The 17,311-nt window shown below is 54.5% G+C and carries 15 protein-coding genes and 1 rRNA gene; 6 read left to right on the top strand and 10 right to left on the bottom strand.

Annotation, left to right across the window (positions count from 1 at the left end; all coding sequences use genetic code 11):
- Positions 1-5 precede the first annotated feature (5 nt).
- Entirely contained in the window at positions 6-596 is a 591-nt protein-coding gene (gene yihX / locus ACR6AS_RS19590; protein WP_111142114.1) for a glucose-1-phosphatase, read from the bottom strand.
- Positions 597-806: 210 nt separating this feature from the next.
- A complete protein-coding gene (gene typA, locus ACR6AS_RS19585; RefSeq protein ID WP_111142115.1) occupies positions 807-2,630 on the bottom strand; it encodes a ribosome-dependent GTPase TypA in 1,824 nt (607 codons plus the stop codon).
- Between the two features lie 437 nt (positions 2,631-3,067).
- Here typA and glnA point away from each other — a divergent pair, with 437 nt between their 5' ends.
- From glnA to glnG, 3 genes are all read left to right on the top strand, one after another.
- Positions 3,068-4,477: a glutamate--ammonia ligase gene (gene glnA, locus ACR6AS_RS19580; protein ID WP_009088151.1), complete on the top strand. Its 1,410-nt coding sequence runs from the start codon at positions 3,068-3,070 to the stop codon at positions 4,475-4,477.
- Positions 4,478-4,615: 138 nt separating this feature from the next.
- Positions 4,616-5,665 carry a nitrogen regulation protein NR(II) gene (glnL, locus tag ACR6AS_RS19575; RefSeq protein WP_111142116.1) on the top strand — a complete coding sequence of 350 codons (1,050 nt, stop codon included), beginning with the start codon at positions 4,616-4,618 and terminating at the stop codon, positions 5,663-5,665.
- Between the two features lie 7 nt (positions 5,666-5,672).
- Positions 5,673-7,082, top strand: coding sequence for a nitrogen regulation protein NR(I) (gene glnG, locus ACR6AS_RS19570; RefSeq protein ID WP_128085010.1), 1,410 nt, complete (start codon positions 5,673-5,675; stop codon positions 7,080-7,082).
- A gap of 40 nt (positions 7,083-7,122) precedes the next feature.
- Here the strand turns inward: glnG and hemN are convergent, their stop codons facing one another.
- Entirely contained in the window at positions 7,123-8,496 is a 1,374-nt protein-coding gene (gene hemN, locus ACR6AS_RS19565) for an oxygen-independent coproporphyrinogen III oxidase (protein WP_434163536.1), read from the bottom strand.
- A gap of 233 nt (positions 8,497-8,729) precedes the next feature.
- Positions 8,730-9,251 (bottom strand): Der GTPase-activating protein YihI, encoded by a 522-nt coding sequence (gene yihI / locus ACR6AS_RS19560; RefSeq protein WP_111141988.1) that lies wholly within the window; start codon positions 9,249-9,251, stop codon positions 8,730-8,732.
- A gap of 550 nt (positions 9,252-9,801) precedes the next feature.
- Here yihI and yihA point away from each other — a divergent pair.
- On the top strand, positions 9,802-10,437 hold the full coding sequence (gene yihA / locus ACR6AS_RS19555) for a ribosome biogenesis GTP-binding protein YihA/YsxC (protein ID WP_111141987.1): 636 nt from the start codon (positions 9,802-9,804) through the stop codon (positions 10,435-10,437).
- Positions 10,438-10,521: 84 nt separating this feature from the next.
- Here yihA and spfP read toward each other — a convergent pair whose 3' ends face one another.
- From spfP to ACR6AS_RS19535, 5 genes are all read right to left on the bottom strand, one after another.
- Positions 10,522-10,569 (bottom strand): small protein SpfP, encoded by a 48-nt coding sequence (gene spfP / locus ACR6AS_RS20550; RefSeq protein ID WP_071892919.1) that lies wholly within the window; start codon positions 10,567-10,569, stop codon positions 10,522-10,524.
- A 284-nt stretch (positions 10,570-10,853) separates the two neighbouring features.
- Positions 10,854-13,640, bottom strand: coding sequence for a DNA polymerase I (gene polA / locus ACR6AS_RS19550; protein ID WP_293770602.1), 2,787 nt, complete (start codon positions 13,638-13,640; stop codon positions 10,854-10,856).
- Positions 13,641-14,017: 377 nt separating this feature from the next.
- A complete protein-coding gene (gene dsbA / locus ACR6AS_RS19545; protein ID WP_293770604.1) occupies positions 14,018-14,647 on the bottom strand; it encodes a thiol:disulfide interchange protein DsbA in 630 nt (209 codons plus the stop codon).
- Positions 14,648-14,673: 26 nt separating this feature from the next.
- Positions 14,674-15,660 (bottom strand): serine/threonine protein kinase, encoded by a 987-nt coding sequence (locus ACR6AS_RS19540; RefSeq protein WP_367395940.1) that lies wholly within the window; start codon positions 15,658-15,660, stop codon positions 14,674-14,676.
- Between the two features lie 45 nt (positions 15,661-15,705).
- Positions 15,706-15,981: a YihD family protein gene (locus tag ACR6AS_RS19535; protein ID WP_418799737.1), complete on the bottom strand. Its 276-nt coding sequence runs from the start codon at positions 15,979-15,981 to the stop codon at positions 15,706-15,708.
- Positions 15,982-16,025: 44 nt separating this feature from the next.
- Here ACR6AS_RS19535 and mobA point away from each other — a divergent pair, with 44 nt between their 5' ends.
- Complete coding sequence (gene mobA, locus ACR6AS_RS19530) at positions 16,026-16,592, top strand: molybdenum cofactor guanylyltransferase MobA (RefSeq protein WP_434163535.1); 567 nt, start codon at positions 16,026-16,028, stop codon at positions 16,590-16,592.
- A 1-nt stretch (position 16,593) separates the two neighbouring features.
- Entirely contained in the window at positions 16,594-17,100 is a 507-nt protein-coding gene (mobB, locus tag ACR6AS_RS19525; protein WP_293770610.1) for a molybdopterin-guanine dinucleotide biosynthesis protein MobB, read from the top strand.
- A gap of 85 nt (positions 17,101-17,185) precedes the next feature.
- Here the strand turns inward: mobB and rrf are convergent.
- Positions 17,186-17,301 (bottom strand): 5S ribosomal RNA (gene rrf, locus ACR6AS_RS19520).
- Positions 17,302-17,311: the final 10 nt, after the last annotated feature.

Raw genomic sequence — 17,311 nt, 5'->3', positions numbered from 1 at the left:
AACTGTTAACCTGCAAACCAGTTGGGGACTGTCGAACTGTCAGTCACCAGTACACTTTCAATTCCCAGGGCGCGGGCCGCCTCTATATTGTCGGGATTATCATCAAAGAAGACCGCCTGATCGGCCGTCACCCCTTCCGCCGCCAGAACGTGCTGGTAAATCCGGGCTTCCGGTTTACGCATGCCCAGATCCTGCGACAGATAGAGCCTGTCAGCGGCCTGCTGCACATCCGGGTACTGCGTTGGCCAGAATTCACAATGCAGTCGGTTGGTGTTTGAGAGGATCACCACCCGATGGCCCTCTAGCCGCAGCCGGTTCATCAGCGCCAGGGTTTCCGGACGCACATCCACGAACACCGCCTGCCAGCCCGCAGCGAACTGCTCATAGCTCAGCGCGATCTCCAGTTTTTCACACAGCGCCAGTGCGAAATCTTCATCGCTGATCTCGCCGCGCTCATGCTGTTCAAATGCCTCATCCATCCGGAAATGGCTTTGCAGCGACGCCAGCGGCACACGACTCAGATCACTCCAGACACCCAGCACGCGGTTAAAGTCGATATCGATAATCACATTGCCTAAATCAAAGATATACAGCATGGTGTCTCTCCCTCGGTTCCCTGGACTATTCACTCTAGCGGCAAAAGTGCAGGCTGAACAGGCATCCGCGGAGAGAAAAGCGTAAACGCCGGAAGGCGAGCAAAACGTGCGGGAGTACAGATGAGCCGGGCGGGGTCCGGCTGAAAAAAGCGGGGCTTCAGGCAAAAAAAAAGCCCCGCATGGCGGAGCTTTTCTCAGTTAAAGGCGCAATTATGCGTCTTTAGAACCACGCGAAGCACGTTTACGGTCGTTTTCTGTCAGATGACGTTTACGGATACGCACTGACAGCGGCGTCACTTCTACCAGTTCGTCATCATCGATGAACTCGATAGCCTGTTCCAGCGTCATTTTCTGCGGTGGAACCAGGGTCGTGGCTTCATCCGTACCGGAAGCACGCATGTTGGTCAGCTTCTTACCGGTCAGACAGTTAACGGTCAGGTCGTTAGAACGGCTGTGAATACCGATGATCTGGCCTTCATAGACTTCTGCACCGTGACCCAGGAACAGCTTACCGCGATCCTGCAGACCGAACAGGGCGAACGCAACAGCTTTACCCTGACCGTTAGAGATCAGTACGCCGTTCTGACGCTGGCCGACTTCGCCCTGACGGATGTCATCGTAGTGGCTGAAGGTCGAATAGAGCAGACCGGTACCGGAAGTCATGGTCATGAATTCGTTACGGAAGCCAATCAGACCACGGCTTGGGATCACGTAGTCAAGACGTACGCGGCCTTTGCCATCCGGATCCATGTTTTTCAGGTCGCCTTTACGCTCGCCCATGGCTTGCATAACGGAACCCTGATGCGTCTCTTCGATATCCAGCGTAACGTTTTCGAATGGCTCCTGCTTACGGCCTTCGAACTCACGGAAGATGACTTTCGGACGGGATACCGCCAGCTCGAAACCTTCACGACGCATGTTTTCGATCAGAACAGAGAGGTGAAGCTCACCACGACCTGATACGCGGAACGCGTCAGCATCTTCGGTTTCTTCAACACGCAGTGCCACGTTGTGAACCAGTTCTTTGTTCAGACGCTCAAGGATCTGACGTGAAGTCACGTACTTACCTTCTTTACCGCAGAACGGTGAGGTGTTGACGTTGAAGAACATGGTAACGGTTGGCTCATCGACGCTCAGTGCCGGCAGCGCCTGCACGTTCTGTGGATCACAGATAGTGTCAGAGATGTTCAGCTCGCCCAGACCGGTAATCGCGATGATATCGCCCGCTTCGGCCAGGTCGCTGTCGATACGCTCAAGCCCCAGGTGAGTCAGGACTTTGCCGACTTTACCGTTACGGGTTTTGCCTTCGCTATCGATGATAGTGACCTGCTGGTTAGGCTTCACTTTACCGCGTTTGATACGGCCGATACCGATCACGCCCAGGTAGTTGTTGTAGTCCAGCTGAGAGATTTGCATCTGCAGTGGCGCTTCAACCTCAACCTGAGGCGGAGAAACGTGGTCGACGATCGCCTGATACAGCGGGGTCATATCGTCAGCCATGTCGGTGTGCTCCAGACCCGCAATACCATTCAGCGCAGAGGCGAAAATGATAGGGAAGTCGAGCTGCTCATCGGTCGCATCCAGGTTAACGAACAGATCGAAGACCTGATCCACAACCCAGTCCGGACGCGCGCCAGGGCGGTCTACTTTGTTGATAACCACAATCGGCTTCAGACCATGCGCGAACGCTTTTTTGGTCACGAAGCGGGTTTGCGGCATAGGGCCATCCATCGCATCTACAACCAGCAGCACCGAGTCCACCATGGACATAACGCGCTCAACTTCACCACCGAAGTCGGCGTGTCCTGGGGTATCAACGATGTTGATACGGTAGTCATTCCACTTAATGGCGGTGTTTTTTGCGAGGATGGTAATCCCACGCTCTTTCTCCAAATCATTGGAGTCCATCACACGCTCGGTTGCTTCGGTACGGGCATCAAAAGTACCGGATTGTTGCAGCAGTTTGTCAACCAGGGTGGTCTTTCCATGGTCAACGTGCGCGATGATGGCGATGTTACGCAAATTTTCGATCACAGCTTTGCCTCAGGCATTAGAAATAGCGCGCTATTGTACACGGATTAAGCGGAAGACTGAACACGATCACACTTTTCACTGAAAGTTTATTGCATTGGCGCAAATTCGCACTGTTCCCGGTGCAGAAAATGCACTAAGTTGGTCCTGCGCACCAAAATAGTGCTCAAAGTGCACTCAGTAGCACCATCATGGTGCACTAAAACCATCGTGGTGCAGCGTCTTAATGACAAAAAGGTGCAGCACAAGGCGATTTAAGCAACATCAAAAAAGTTGGCACAGAATTCGCTTTAGTCTGTTTAAGCGTAAACGCCAGTCAGATGTCGGTTGAAGAGCGTGCCGGAAGAGGTGGAGCAGGAAGCAGTTTCCCGCCACGCCTTCCGGAAACGACGTTTCCTCGCCATGTAGATAATGAAAGACCATTTCCAGGAGAGTTGAGTATGTCCGCTGAACACGTTCTCTCGATGATGAACGAGCATGAAGTTAAGTTTGTTGACCTGCGTTTTACCGATACCAAAGGTAAAGAACAGCACGTTACGATCCCTGCTCACCAGGTTAACGCTGACTTCTTCGAAGAAGGCAAAATGTTCGATGGTTCCTCTATCGGCGGCTGGAAAGGCATCAACGAATCAGACATGGTGCTGATGCCTGACGCGACCACCGCGGTCATGGATCCTTTCTTCGAAGATTCTACGCTGATCATCCGTTGTGACATTCTTGAGCCAGGCACCATGCAGGGCTACGATCGCGACCCGCGCTCCATCGCCAAGCGTGCAGAAGATTTCCTGCGCTCTTCAGGCATCGCGGATACCGTGCTGTTTGGACCAGAACCTGAATTCTTCCTGTTTGATGATATCCGTTTTGGTTCATCAACCTCCGGTTCACATGTCGCTATCGACGATATCGAAGCCGCATGGAACACCGGTAAAGAGTACGAAGGCGGTAACAAAGGCCACCGTCCAGGTCTGAAAGGCGGTTACTTCCCGGTGCCACCGGTTGACTCATCACAGGACATCCGTTCTGCCATGTGTCTGACCATGGAGCAGATGGGCCTGGTCGTTGAAGCGCATCACCACGAAGTGGCAACCGCAGGTCAGAACGAAGTGGCAACCCGCTTCAACACCATGACCAAGAAAGCGGACGAAATTCAGATCTACAAATATGTCGTTCACAACGTCGCGCACGCTTACGGCAAAACTGCGACCTTTATGCCGAAGCCTATGTTTGGCGACAACGGTTCAGGCATGCACTGCCACATGTCGCTCTCTAAAGGCGGCCAGAACCTGTTTGCCGGCGATAAGTACGGCGGCCTGTCTGAAATGGCACTGTTCTACATCGGCGGTATCATCAAACACGCTAAAGCGATCAACGCCCTGGCGAACCCGACCACCAACTCCTACAAGCGTCTGGTTCCGGGTTACGAAGCACCGGTCATGCTGGCTTACTCAGCCCGTAACCGTTCCGCCTCTATCCGTATTCCGGTTGTTGCCAGCCCGAAAGCCCGCCGTATCGAAGCGCGCTTCCCGGATCCAGCGGCTAACCCATACCTGGCGTTCACCGCGCTGCTGATGGCTGGCCTGGATGGCATCATCAACAAGATCCATCCTGGCGATGCGATGGATAAGAACCTGTATGACCTGCCACCGGAAGAAGAAGCTGAGATTCCAAAAGTTGCAGGCTCTCTGGAAGAAGCTCTGAATGCACTGAACGAAGACCGCGAGTTCCTGACCCGTGGCGGTGTGTTCACTGACGAATCAATCGACGCTTACATCGAACTGCGTAAAACAGAGATGGACCGCGTTCGCATGACGCCACACCCGGTTGAGTTCGAGCTTTACTACAGCGTTTAACTGGTCAGACATTTTTGTTGCCGTGGAAACTTTTAGCCCATCTTCGGATGGGCTTTTTTCTCCGCGAATTCACCGTTCATTCGCGCCCTTTCAGGCTTAAAGAGTAAAATGCACCTATTTAGTGCAGAGGAACGTGGTATGGCAACTGGCTCTCTGCCCGATGCAGGGCAGATTCTCAACGCGTTGATCAACAGTATTCTGCTGGTGGATAACGATCTGGTTATTCATTACGCCAACCCGGCCGCGCAGCAGCTACTGGCGCAAAGCTCGCGCAAACTGTTCGGCACGCCGTTACCGGAACTGACCGGCTACTTCTCGCTGAATATTGAGGTGATGCGTGAGAGTCTTGAGGCTGGCCAGGGTTTTACGGACAGTGAAGTGACGCTGGTGGTTGATGGGCGGGCGCACATTATGTCGCTGACCGCCCAGCGGTTACCCGACGGCTTAATTCTGATGGAAATGGCGCCGATGGATAATCAGCGTCGTCTCAGTCAGGAGCAGTTACAGCACGCCCAGCAGGTGGCCGCCCGCGATCTGGTTCGCGGCCTGGCCCATGAGATTAAAAACCCGCTGGGTGGATTGCGCGGCGCGGCACAGCTCTTATCCCGTGCCCTGCCCGATCCCTCGCTGAACGAATATACCAAAGTGATTATTGAACAGGCTGACCGGCTGCGGAATCTGGTTGATCGTCTGTTAGGGCCGCAGCAGCCGGGTATGCACATTACCCAGAGCATTCATCAGGTGGCCGAACGCGTGGTCAATCTGGTGTCGATGGAGCTGCCGGAGAATGTCTCGCTGGTGCGGGATTATGATCCCAGCCTGCCCGAACTGCCGCACGACCCCGACCAGATCGAGCAGGTGCTGCTTAACGTGGTCCGCAACGCCCTGCAGGCGCTGGGTGATGAGGGCGGCACGATTATTATCCGCACCCGTACGGCTTTCCAGCTGACGCTGCACGGCACCCGTTATCGCCTGGTGGCACGTATTGATATTGAAGATGATGGCCCCGGCATTCCGGCCCAGCTGCAGGATACGCTGTTCTATCCGATGGTCAGCGGACGTGAAGGCGGAACCGGTTTAGGCCTCTCGATTGCCCGTAGCCTGATTGATCAGCATTCAGGAAAAATAGAATTTAACAGTTGGCCAGGACATACCGAGTTTTCGGTTTACCTGCCTATTCGCCAGTGAGGTTTCTATGCAACGAGGGATAGTCTGGATCGTCGATGACGATAGCTCCATCCGCTGGGTGCTTGAACGCGCGCTCACTGGAGCCGGTTTAAGCTGTGCGACCTTTGACAGCGCAGGCGAGGTGCTGGATGCCCTCTCAACCAAAACCCCGGACGTTTTACTGTCAGATATCCGCATGCCGGGCATGGATGGCCTGGCGCTGCTGAAACAGATTAAACAGCGTCATCCGATGCTTCCGGTCATCATTATGACGGCGCATTCAGATCTCGATGCCGCCGTCAGCGCCTATCAGCAGGGGGCGTTTGATTATCTGCCTAAACCTTTTGATATTGATGAAGCCGTGGCGCTGGTAGAGCGTGCGATCAGCCACTATCAGGAGCAGCAGCAGCCGCGCAATCAGCCGGTCAGTGGACCGACGACCGATATCATCGGTGAGGCCCCGGCGATGCAGGATGTCTTCCGCATTATCGGACGGCTGTCGCGCTCGTCGATCAGCGTTCTGATTAATGGTGAGTCGGGAACCGGTAAAGAGCTGGTGGCGCATGCGCTGCATCGCCATAGCCCGCGCGCCAAAGCGCCGTTTATCGCGCTGAATATGGCCGCGATCCCCAAAGATTTGATCGAATCTGAGCTGTTTGGTCACGAGAAAGGTGCCTTTACCGGCGCGAATCAGATCCGTCAGGGCCGTTTTGAACAGGCTGATGGCGGCACGCTGTTCCTGGATGAAATCGGTGATATGCCGCTGGATGTGCAGACCCGCCTGCTGCGCGTGCTGGCCGATGGCCAGTTCTATCGTGTCGGGGGCTATGCGCCGGTTAAAGTGGATGTGCGTATTATCGCCGCGACGCACCAGAACCTGGAACTGCGCGTGCAGGAAGGCAAGTTCCGCGAAGACCTGTTCCACCGCCTTAACGTGATCCGCGTGCATCTGCCTCCTCTGCGTGAGCGTCGTGAGGATATTCCGCGTCTGGCGCGCTATTTCCTGCAGGTCGCCGCCCGTGAGCTGGGTGTGGAAGCGAAGATTCTGCACCCGGAAACGGAAACGGCCTTAACCCGGCTGCACTGGTCGGGTAACGTGCGCCAGCTGGAGAACACCTGTCGCTGGCTGACGGTAATGGCAGCCGGTCAGGAAGTGCTGATTCAGGATCTGCCCGGGGAGCTGTTCGAATCGAGCACGCCGGAGAATCCGGTGCAGTCACTGCCGGACAGCTGGGCCACGCTGCTGGCGCAGTGGGCCGACCGCGCCCTGCGTTCCGGTCATCAGAATCTGCTGTCGGAAGCGCAGCCGGAGATGGAGCGTACGCTGCTGACCACCGCCCTGCGCCATACGCAGGGCCACAAGCAGGAAGCAGCCCGTTTACTGGGCTGGGGACGCAACACACTGACGCGCAAGCTGAAAGAGCTTGGCATGGAGTAAGCGGTTCAGGACGGGCTGGCAGGATTGCCGGCCCGTTTTTTCAGATCACGCGGGAGAACTGCTGCTGACGCGCTTTCTGACGCAGATAGCGATCAAAGCACATGCAGATATTACGAATCAGTAACCGGCCAATTCCCGTCACCTTCAGCCCTGTTGCGGTACATTCCACCAGCCCGTCAGCAATCAGCGGTTCCAGCAGCGCCAGATCCTCAGCAAAGTAATCCCTGAAGTCGATCCCCCACTGCGCTTCTGTGGCAGCAAAATCCAGCGAGAAGTGACAAATCAGCGTTTTAATCACATCACGCCGCAGGCAATCATCCTCGCTTAAGGTGAGACCGCGCCACAGGCCATTTCCCTGCCGTTCTACACAATCATACCAGGTATTGAGCTCTTTCTGATTCTGGGCATAACTGTCGCCAATCATACTGATGGCGGAGACGCCCAGCCCCAGCAAATCGCTGTCGCCCTGGGTGGTGTAGCCCTGAAAATTACGGTGCAGCTGCCCGCTGCGCTGCGCAATAGCCAGTTCATCCTGCGGCTTCGCAAAGTGGTCCATGCCGATAAACTGGTAACCCTGCTGCGTCAGGGTCGCGATGGTCTGCTGCAGAATATCCAGCTTCTGCTGCGCGGAGGGCAGCTCATCCTCTTTGATTTTGCGCTGCGCCGCGAACATCGCAGGCAAATGCGCATAGTTAAACACACTCAGGCGATCCGGGCTCAGCGCCAGCACCCGCTCCAGCGTCCAGGCGAAGCTGGCGGGCGTCTGCAGGGGCAGACCATAGATCAGGTCGATGCTGGTGGAGCTGAAGCCCTGTTCGCGGGCCCGCGCCACCAGGCCGAAAATCACCGCCTCGTCCTGCACCCGATTGACGCGCTCCTGCACCGCTTTATTGAAATCCTGCACGCCCATGCTCAGACGATTGAATCCCAGCGATCGCAGGTGATCGATCATATCCAGCTCAATTTCCCGCGGATCGACCTCGATCGACATCTCAGCCTCGTCGGTCAGCGTGAAGTGCTGTTTCAGCAGCGCCATCAGCCGCGAAACCTGGGCTTTGTCGAGAAAGGTAGGCGTCCCCCCGCCCCAGTGAAGCTGCGTAACCTGACGCTGACGAAACAGAGGCGCGCGCTGAATAATCTCCTGCTCAAGCACATCCAGATAGCGGTCAGCCTTATGGCGCTGACGCGTCACAAGCTTGTTGCAGCCACAGAAGTAGCAGAGACGATGGCAGAAAGGAATATGGACGTAGAGTGACAGCGGGCGATCCGGATAGCGTGCCACGGCGCGCCGGAAATCGGCTTCCGCGAACTGTTCGCTGAACTCCAGCGCGGTGGGATAAGAGGTGTAGCGCGGACCGGCGTAATTGTACTTTTCAATTAGCGCCCGATTCCAGTCAGTCTGCAGCGATGGCATGCTCACTCCTTCCGGTGACGTCGTCTGAGAGAAGGTCGCGAAGAAGAAGGGATGAAAGGTGAGCGGGATGAGACCCGACGTAAACGTTGCTTCAGACGCGACAGGCGTCGTAGTTTAAACAATAACCACAGCAGATAACATGTCGCCAGCAGCGCGAAAATTGATCCAGGCCAAAACATTGTCGTTTACCTGAAATGTGCGGCATGCGGAAACCACATGCCGATCAAATTGGCTTAATTGCCCTTCAGCAGGCGATACATATCTTCTTCTGCCTTGTCATCTTCGTCATCATCCATCACGATGCCCAGCTGCTCCATCAGTTCATCGATGCGATCCAGCGAGGCATCCAGCCAGCCCTGATCTTCAGCTGACAGCGTTTCGCCATTTTCCAGTCGATCCAGCAGCGCATCCAGACGCTCATCATTTTCCAGCTTCGCCAGCTCTTCCTCAGGCGTCAGACGTACTTTTTTCGCGGCGGGCTTTTCGACGCTTTTCTTTGGCTTAGTGGCCGTGGTCTTTCCGTCTGCAATCAGGGCGACCGGTTTTTTACTCCCGATGCGTGGGTCTTTCGCGCTGTCCGACTGACGCCCGCTGCTATTGGCAGGCGCTGCCGGATTCGCACGGCTGCCAGATGCGTGCCCGCGATGCTTTTTATCACGTTTGCGATCGCGCGCTTCGTTGTTGATTTCGTCACGCGATTTGCGTTTGGCTTTGCCGGCAGGTTTGCCGTGCGCAGCTCGTGCAGGTTGCTTCATAGTGTTCGGTCCCGGCTTTTTTATTCAGTATAGAATTGCGGCGAAATCTAGCAGAAACCAGACAAAGAAAAAAGGCGACAGCTCAAGCTGTCGCCTTATTTCATACCTTCATAAGAAGGAATCATGTTTTAAATCCTTTTTGGCTCGTAACATCCCGGTCAATCCCGCGCCTGCTCAACTCCTGAGCTATTCCTTATCCCTGTCCGGTCCTCTCCTCTGACCGCTTCCATTCCCTCGCTCATTGCCATCCTGACATCCCTGAGGCATCTTCCTGATGGGTGCTGCCGTGCACTGCACACTAATGTAGACCAACTGGTAAAACCCTCAAGTCGCCATCGAAAATAGTTCGTTCAAAAAAGAAACGAAAATATGTAAACAATTGAATTTTATCTTTTTTTATTTTAAGTAATTAAAGTAAAAAGCGAAATAACCCGCAGCAGCTATGGCAAATATCTTACACAGTTTGTTAAAGAGATGTGATTGAGCACTTTCGCGCCATAACGCGTATAATCGCCGGCATTGCCTTAATGCGTTTTTTTGGAGTGTCACCTTGTCTGAACTGAATTATCACGTTACCCACTTTGTTATGAGCGCGCCGGATATCCGTCATCTGCCTGCCGATACCGGAATTGAAGTGGCTTTCGCTGGCCGCTCAAACGCGGGAAAATCGAGTGCGCTGAATACGTTAACCAATCAGAAAGGTCTGGCGCGTACCAGTAAAACGCCGGGACGTACGCAGCTGATTAACCTGTTTGAAGTCAAAGAGGGCAAGCGTCTGGTCGACCTGCCTGGCTACGGCTATGCCGAAGTCCCGGAAGAGATGAAGCTGAAGTGGCAACGTGCGCTAGGGGAATACCTGCAAAAACGTCAGGCACTGAAAGGACTGGTCGTGCTGATGGATATCCGCCACCCACTCAAGGATCTCGACCGCCAGATGATTCAGTGGTCAGTGGAAAGCGGCATACCGGTACTGGTGCTGCTCACCAAAGCCGATAAACTCGCCTCGGGTGCCCGTAAAGCCCAGCTGAATGTTGTGCGTGAAGCGGCGCTCGGCTTTGCCGGAGATGTACAGGTCGAGCTCTTCTCATCGCTGAAGAAAATTGGCGTGGATAAAGTGCGTCAGAAGCTGGACAGCTGGTTTAACACGCTTGAACCGGCTTATGAGGATCAGGACGCCGAAGAGTAAGGCACTGCCCCGCGCTGCTGAAGCGACGCGGTGAAAAGCCCAATAAAAAACGCCCCAGTCACAGAATGACTGGGGCGGCTAAATTCAGCCAAATCCGATTACGTGAAGTAAAAGGTCTGAAAGATAGAACATCTTACCTCTGTACCCTACGCGACGAACTTTACCTGATTTTCTGTGCGTGACAAAGGCTTTTTTGTTGCTTACTTACATCAAAAAGGACTTTTTTTACCATGCTCGTCACAGAATTAGCGTTGCGATGTAGTTAAATGACGAGAAAAATGTTTAGCCGATAGGCAGTTAGAAAACCACTCGTGTGTCATACCAGCCTTCGCTCAGCTAAACCGGTTAACCCAACGATTTTCTTATACCTGAGTCCGGGTCGATCCCTCTCATCTGAACCGACCCGCAGCAGGCAATCAGTGGGCTTCGTCCCAGTTATCGCCCACGCCGACTTCCACCAGCAGCGGCACGTCGAGCCGCACGCTGCCTTCCATCAGCGCCTGGATTTTCTGGCTGGCCTCTTCAACCGCTTCCGCTTTGACCTCGAAGACCAGTTCATCATGAACCTGCATGATCATTCTGACGGTGTCATCGTTTTGCTGCTCAAGCCACGCATCAACAGCAATCATTGCCCGTTTGATGATATCTGCTGCCGTTCCCTGCATCGGCGCATTGATCGCGGCACGTTCGGCGGCTTTACGGCGAATGGCGTTGCCCGATTTAATATCGGGCAGCCAGAGCCGGCGGCCTTCCAGTGTTTCGACATAGCCTTTACTCGCCGCCAGCTGACGGGTGTTCTCCATATAGCGCAGTACGCCAGGATAACGTTCGAAGTAGAGATCCATATACTTCTTCGCTTCGCCCGCCCCGATATTCAGCTGACGTGACAGGCCAAAGGCGCTCATCCCATAGATCAGACCAAAGTTGATCGCCTTGGCACTGCGACGCTGTTCACCGCTGACCTTCTCCAGCGGCACCCCGAACACTTCCGATGCTGTGGCGCGGTGAATATCTTCGCCCTGAGCAAACGCGTCCAGTAACCCTTTGTCCTGGGAAAGGTGCGCCATAATACGCAGTTCGATCTGCGAATAGTCCGCAGCCACGATGCGATAACCTTTCGCCGCCACAAAGGCCTGACGAATCCGCCGCCCTTCATCATTGCGAACCGGAATGTTCTGCAGGTTTGGATCGGCTGAAGAGAGACGCCCGGTCGCGGTCACGGCCTGATGATACGAGGTGTGCACGCGCCCGCTTATCGGGTTGATCATCTGCGGCAACTTATCTGTATAGGTCGATTTCAGCTTGGATAAACCGCGATGCTCCAGGATCACTTTTGGCAGCGGATAATCGAGTGCCAGCTCAGCCAGCACCTCTTCACTGGTGGAAGGCGCACCACCCGGGGTTTTCTTAGTCGGTTTGATGCCCTGTTTTTCAAACAGAATCACCTGGAGCTGTTTGGTGGAGGAGAGATTGAAGGGTTCGCCCGCCAGCTCATGCGCTTTTAACTCCAGTTCTGCCAGGCGTGCCGTCAGCTCTTTCGAGTGTTGCGCCAGTATGCCCTGATCGATCAATACGCCATTACGCTCTATCCGGGAGATCACGGTCAGCAGCGGCATCTCGATCTGCTCGAAAACGTTCTTCGGCCCCGCTTCTTTCTCCAGCTCTGGCCACATCTTCAGATGCAGCTGCAGGGTGACATCGGCATCTTCAGCCGCATAGTGCGAAGCCTGTTCCAGTGCAATCTGGTTGAAGGTCAGCTGATTTTTGCCTTTGCCGGCGATCTCCTGGAAGGTGATCGTCTTGTGGTGAAGCCAGCGTGCGGCCAGGCTGTCCATATCATGCTTGCCCACCACGCTGTTCAGAATGTAGGACTCAAGCATGGTGTCGAATCTGATGCCCGCCAGTTCGATGTCGTAGTTCTTCAGCACGCCACGGTCATACTTCAGGTTCTGACCCACTTTCCAGACGCTGTCATCTTCCAGCAGAGGTTTAAGCTGCGCCAGCACGGCCGCGCGATCCAGTTGATCAGGCGCATCGAGATAGTCATGGGCAACCGGCAGATAGGCGGCTTCCCCGGGGGCAATGGCGAAACTGATGCCAACGATGCTGGCGCTCAGGGTGTCCAGCGCATCGGTTTCCAGGTCAAAGGCAAAGACGTCGCTGTTTTTCAGCTTCTCCAGCCAGGTTTCAAACAGCGCCTGGTCCAGGATAGTGACATATCCTTCTGATGAGAGAACGCTGCGGGTTTCGACCGCAGGGGCTGGCTCATCGGCCAGGGCTTTCTGCGCCTGGGTGTTGCTCTTTTTGCCCTGCAGCCATTTGCCCTCCTGCAGATCGCTCAGCCAGCGTTTAAACTCATAACGGCTGAACAGAGCCTGCAGTGCCTCCACATCCGGTTCAGTGACCGTGAGCGCCTCGCACGGCTGCTCCAGCTCAACATCGGTCTTAATGGTCGCCAGCTGGTAGGAGAGAAAGGCCACATCGCGATTCTGTTCGAGTTTCGTCGCCATGGTTTTCGCACCACGGAACGAAAGATCGGCAACCTTATCCAGATTGTCATAGATCGTCTTCATGCTGCCCAGCCCCTGCAGCAGCGCCTGCGCGGTTTTCTCACCCACGCCCGGTACACCGGGAATGTTGTCTGAGCTGTCGCCCATCATGGCGAGGAAATCGATGATCAGCGCAGGGGGAACACCATATTTGTTCTCTACCTCTTCCGGCCCGAGAATGGTGTTTGTCATGGTGTTGATCAGCGTAATGCCTGGCGTGACCAGCTGGGCCATATCTTTGTCGCCCGTACTGATCAGCACCGGGAGACCTTTTTTCTCCGCTTCCAGCGCCAGCGTACCGATTACATCATCAGCCTCAACGCCGCTCACCGCCAGCAGCGGCAGCCCCATCGCCCGCACCATCTCATGGAGCGGCTCGATCTGCGCACGCAGATCGTCAGGCATCGGGGGACGGTGAGATTTGTAATGCTCAAACAGCTCGTCCCGGAAGGTTTTGCCTTTGGCATCGAACACCACAGCAACGTGACTCGGATTATATTGCGCCAGCAGGCTTTTCAGCATGTTGAGCACGCCGTACATGGCGCCAGTGGGTTCACCTGCACTATTGGTCAGCGGCGGAAACGCGTGATACGCGCGATAAAGATAGGATGAGCCATCAACCAGAATCAGGGGATTTTCTGCAATTTGCGCCATAAGTCTGTGTCGTCTTCGTTGCGATGAGTTGGGTTATAAGGATGCCACAACCTGGCAGAAATGGTGAACTAAGGCGTACCGCGCCAGGTTTTTTTCATGCTTCCGGAAGCCGGATCGCAACGATCGTTCTGTGGATAACTTTGTGCGTAAAAATTATAACGGTCTGTTTTTCAGGGCTCCGTACAATTCAGTATCAAATAAAAGTCAATAATTTCAATTGTTTATTTTATTTCCGTGACCCGATCGCTATTTTTAATAGCGCGATCCCTTGTGTGGATATTAAATTTATGCCCTGGAGATGGACAAAAAGCAGACGGATGTTCAAAAGCCAAAAAAAACGCCAGCAGCGCTGGCGTTTAATGGAAGGGTGAAGCCGATTACTTCTGGCTTACAAGGAATTTAACCACGTTCGCATAGTCCGCGACGAAATTATCCATAGAGCTGGTATCCAGACCGCCGTTGTTCACCATGTATTTGCCGTTGACGAACATGGCAGGCACACCGCGAAGATCCACATCCGCAGCGGCTTTCTGCTGCTGCGCTACCAGGGCTTTAACCGCAAAGCTGTTCCAGGCCGCATCATAATCCGCAGCAGAGATACCTGCCGCCTGGACAAAGGTCGCTTTCAGGCTGGCAGGATCGGTAATGGTCTGGGTTTTCTGGATGCCATCGAAAATAGGTGCCGTGACTTTATCTTCCACGCCCAGCGCCATCGCGACAGCCCAGGCCTGAGTTACGACCGGACCCAGATCGCCGCCAAGGAAATCAACATGGTATTTCACCAGTTTAACGTCAGCAGGCAGATTCTTTTTCACCGCGTCATTGACGTGATAAATGCGTTCAAACTGATAGCAGTGCGGGCAGAAGAAGGAGAAGAACTCCATCACCTGAGGTTCGCCAGCTACCGGCTTCTGCAGATTCACATATTGTTTACCTTCAGTGAACTGGGCAGCAGACGCGCTGAATGCCAGCACTAAACCCATCAGTGCAAACCAAATTTTCTTCATCGTGAAAAAATCTCCTGACTACGTCATTAATATTGCGGTGTCAGCTGCAGAGGAGGTTCCTGCAACAGCTTCTCCTGCTCGGTAAAGAGTGAAATCTGCCTGCGCCAGAAATCTTCATCTGTCATCCAGGGAAACGCGCGCGGAAAAGCGGGATCCTCCCAGCGTCGGACAACCCAGGCCAGATAATAAACCATGCGCATGGCGCGTAAAGGCTCAATCAGTGACAATTCATTAATATCGAAGTCACTGAATTCGCTGTACGCCTCCAGCAGGATATCCCACTGAATACGCTGTTCCTGCCGGTCGCCGTTAACCAGCATCCAGAGATCCTGCACAGCGGGGCCGTTACGAGCGTCATCCAGATCGACGAATAACGGCCCGTCACGCCACAGGATATTACCCGGATGGCAGTCCCCATGTAATCGTAGCGGCTGCCACGCAGTGTGCCACTGTTGCTGCAGCGTGTTTCCCAGCTTATCGACAGCCTGTAGCAGGGGGGCTTTGAGCGATTCAGGAACGAGCAGAGCGCGCTCCAGCACCTGCCGGGGTTCATGCAGATATTCTTCCAGCCCTATAGCTGGCCGATGGCTGAAAAGGGCTTTACGCCCGGTCTGATGAATGCGCCCCAGAAAACGGCCAACCCACTCCATCTGATCTTCGTTGTCTGTCTCATACTGCCGCCCGCCGAGACTGGGAAAGACAGCAAAAAAGAAGCCCGCGTGACTGTGCAATGACTCGCCCTGCAATCGTAGCGGCGCGGCAACCGGCACTTCGTCAGCCAGCAGGTCATGCGCAAACTGATGCTCTTCCGCGATCTGTTCCGCACGCCAGCGCTGCGGACGGTAAAACTTTGCGACGTAGCGGCGTTTTTCATCATCGCTGAACTGGTAAACCCTGTTTTCATAACTGTTCAGGGCTGTCAGGCCTGATTCGACGCGGATCCCGGTCTCCCACAGCGCATCCAGCAGCACGTCAGGATTCAGAGTCTGGAAGTTAAAAGCAGCGTCGCTCATGATGTTACCTGTAGTTGCCCTTGCATTTAGCTGCCAAGGATAACATTACTCGTCCGATTTAATGACCCCCCGTGCGCGCAGCAGGGCGGTTTTGAAATCAACTTCATAATCTTTTTTCAGGCCCGGAATCGCATCATCGCGGGCGGAGTCACGCATTTTGAGATGGTAAATTAATACATCGTCCGTTAATTCACTTAACGGGCCACGGAAACCAGATTCCTGAGCCAGTTTCTGCAAAAATGTGACCAGATTGAGGTCTGGCTCTTTTTGCCAGGCGGGTTGCAGCAGCGCAAGCAGTTCATTTAAACGATGACATTTCATTTCGTTTTCTCCTTTCACAACTACTTATCAGCGAGGGCAGACGCATGACGACAGTAACCGGCATCATTATGGCCGGTGGTCAGGGCCGCCGTATGGGTGGTCAGGACAAGGGATTAGTGCAACTCAATGGCAGGCCGCTTTATGAGCATGTTCTTGAACGGTTCAGGCCACAGGTCAACATTGTCATGATTAATGCGAATCGTAATATTGATCGCTATCAGTTAAGCGGGTGTCGGGTGATTCAGGATCTCGTCGGGGATTATCCTGGCCCGCTGGCTGGCATCTATAGTGCATTGCGCGCTATTGATGATGAATGGGCAGCGTTCTGTTCCTGCGATACGCCAGCCATTCCGCTTAACTTTGTTGAAAAGCTGGCCGGACAGCGCGGAGCAGCACCGGCGGTCTGGGTTCGTTCGGCGTCGCGCGACCACCCGACGCTGGCCCTGGTTCACCGGAAACTGGCGGCACCGCTTCAGGCGTATCTGGAGGCGGGTGAACGGCGCCTTATGCACTTCCTGCGCGACCATGGCGGTCATGCTGTTCAGCTGGATGATGATGAGTCGGCTTTCCGCAATATCAATACACCTGAGGATCTGAAGGAGAGACGCTGAGATGGCATTACCCCTTCTTGCTATTACAGGCTGGAGCGGAACCGGAAAAACGACGCTGCTACAGCAGGTGATCCCCCTGCTGGCCAGTAAAGGGATTCGCGCCGGGCTGATTAAGCATACCCATCATCAGATGGATATTGATACACCCGGCAAAGATAGCTATCTGCTCAGAAAGGCGGGAGCCCGTCAGGTCATCGTAGCAAGCGCGCAGCGGTGGGCATTGATGTGTGAGACGCCGGAAGAGCCCTCTGTTAATCTGCCTTATCTGCTGAGCCGCATGGATCCCTCTGTGCTGGAGATTGTGCTGGTCGAAGGCTTCAAAGATGAACCCGTGCCTAAAATTGTGCTCTGGCGCGCCGGGATTAAAGGAGGCGTCGGTGAACTGCTTGATGAGCATGTTATCGCGGTGGCCAGCGATCAGAAACTGGATCTGGCGCTACCCGTTCTGGATCTGAACAGCCCGGAAAACGTGGCAGATTTCATTGCTGAGTGGCTGAAAAAACGTTGAAGAAGGCGAGACTGATATGTTTTTCACGATCGACGGACGTAAAAAAGCCCCGCACTTCCGTGCGGGGCTTCTTCACTTGTACAGTGCCTGGCAGTTCCCTACTCTCGCATGGGGAGGCCCCACACTACCATCGGCGCTACGGCGTTTCACTTCTGAGTTCGGCATGGGGTCAGGTGGGACCACCGCGCTAAAGCCGCCAGGCAGATTCTGT

The organism is Pantoea phosphatilytica (assembly GCF_051025615.1).
Lineage (GTDB): Bacteria > Pseudomonadota > Gammaproteobacteria > Enterobacterales > Enterobacteriaceae > Pantoea.
This window is presented reverse-complemented; position numbering and strand designations above follow the sequence as displayed.

Bases quoted from the DNA above. Each gene is read 5' to 3' on its own strand.
- mobB (WP_293770610.1), top strand. From the start codon at position 16,594: ATGGCATTACCCCTTCTTGCTATTACAGGCTGGAGCGGAACCGGAAAA.
- polA (WP_293770602.1), bottom strand. From the start codon at position 13,640: ATGGCGCAAATTGCAGAAAATCCCCTGATTCTGGTTGATGGCTCATCC.
- glnG (WP_128085010.1), top strand. From the start codon at position 5,673: ATGCAACGAGGGATAGTCTGGATCGTCGATGACGATAGCTCCATCCGC.
- yihI (WP_111141988.1), bottom strand. From the start codon at position 9,251: ATGAAGCAACCTGCACGAGCTGCGCACGGCAAACCTGCCGGCAAAGCC.
- dsbA (WP_293770604.1), bottom strand. From the start codon at position 14,647: ATGAAGAAAATTTGGTTTGCACTGATGGGTTTAGTGCTGGCATTCAGC.
- hemN (WP_434163536.1), bottom strand. From the start codon at position 8,496: ATGCCATCGCTGCAGACTGACTGGAATCGGGCGCTAATTGAAAAGTAC.
- ACR6AS_RS19540 (WP_367395940.1), bottom strand. From the start codon at position 15,660: ATGAGCGACGCTGCTTTTAACTTCCAGACTCTGAATCCTGACGTGCTG.
- ACR6AS_RS19535 (WP_418799737.1), bottom strand. From the start codon at position 15,981: ATGAAATGTCATCGTTTAAATGAACTGCTTGCGCTGCTGCAACCCGCC.
- glnL (WP_111142116.1), top strand. From the start codon at position 4,616: ATGGCAACTGGCTCTCTGCCCGATGCAGGGCAGATTCTCAACGCGTTG.
- glnA (WP_009088151.1), top strand. From the start codon at position 3,068: ATGTCCGCTGAACACGTTCTCTCGATGATGAACGAGCATGAAGTTAAG.
- yihX (WP_111142114.1), bottom strand. From the start codon at position 596: ATGCTGTATATCTTTGATTTAGGCAATGTGATTATCGATATCGACTTT.
- mobA (WP_434163535.1), top strand. From the start codon at position 16,026: ATGACGACAGTAACCGGCATCATTATGGCCGGTGGTCAGGGCCGCCGT.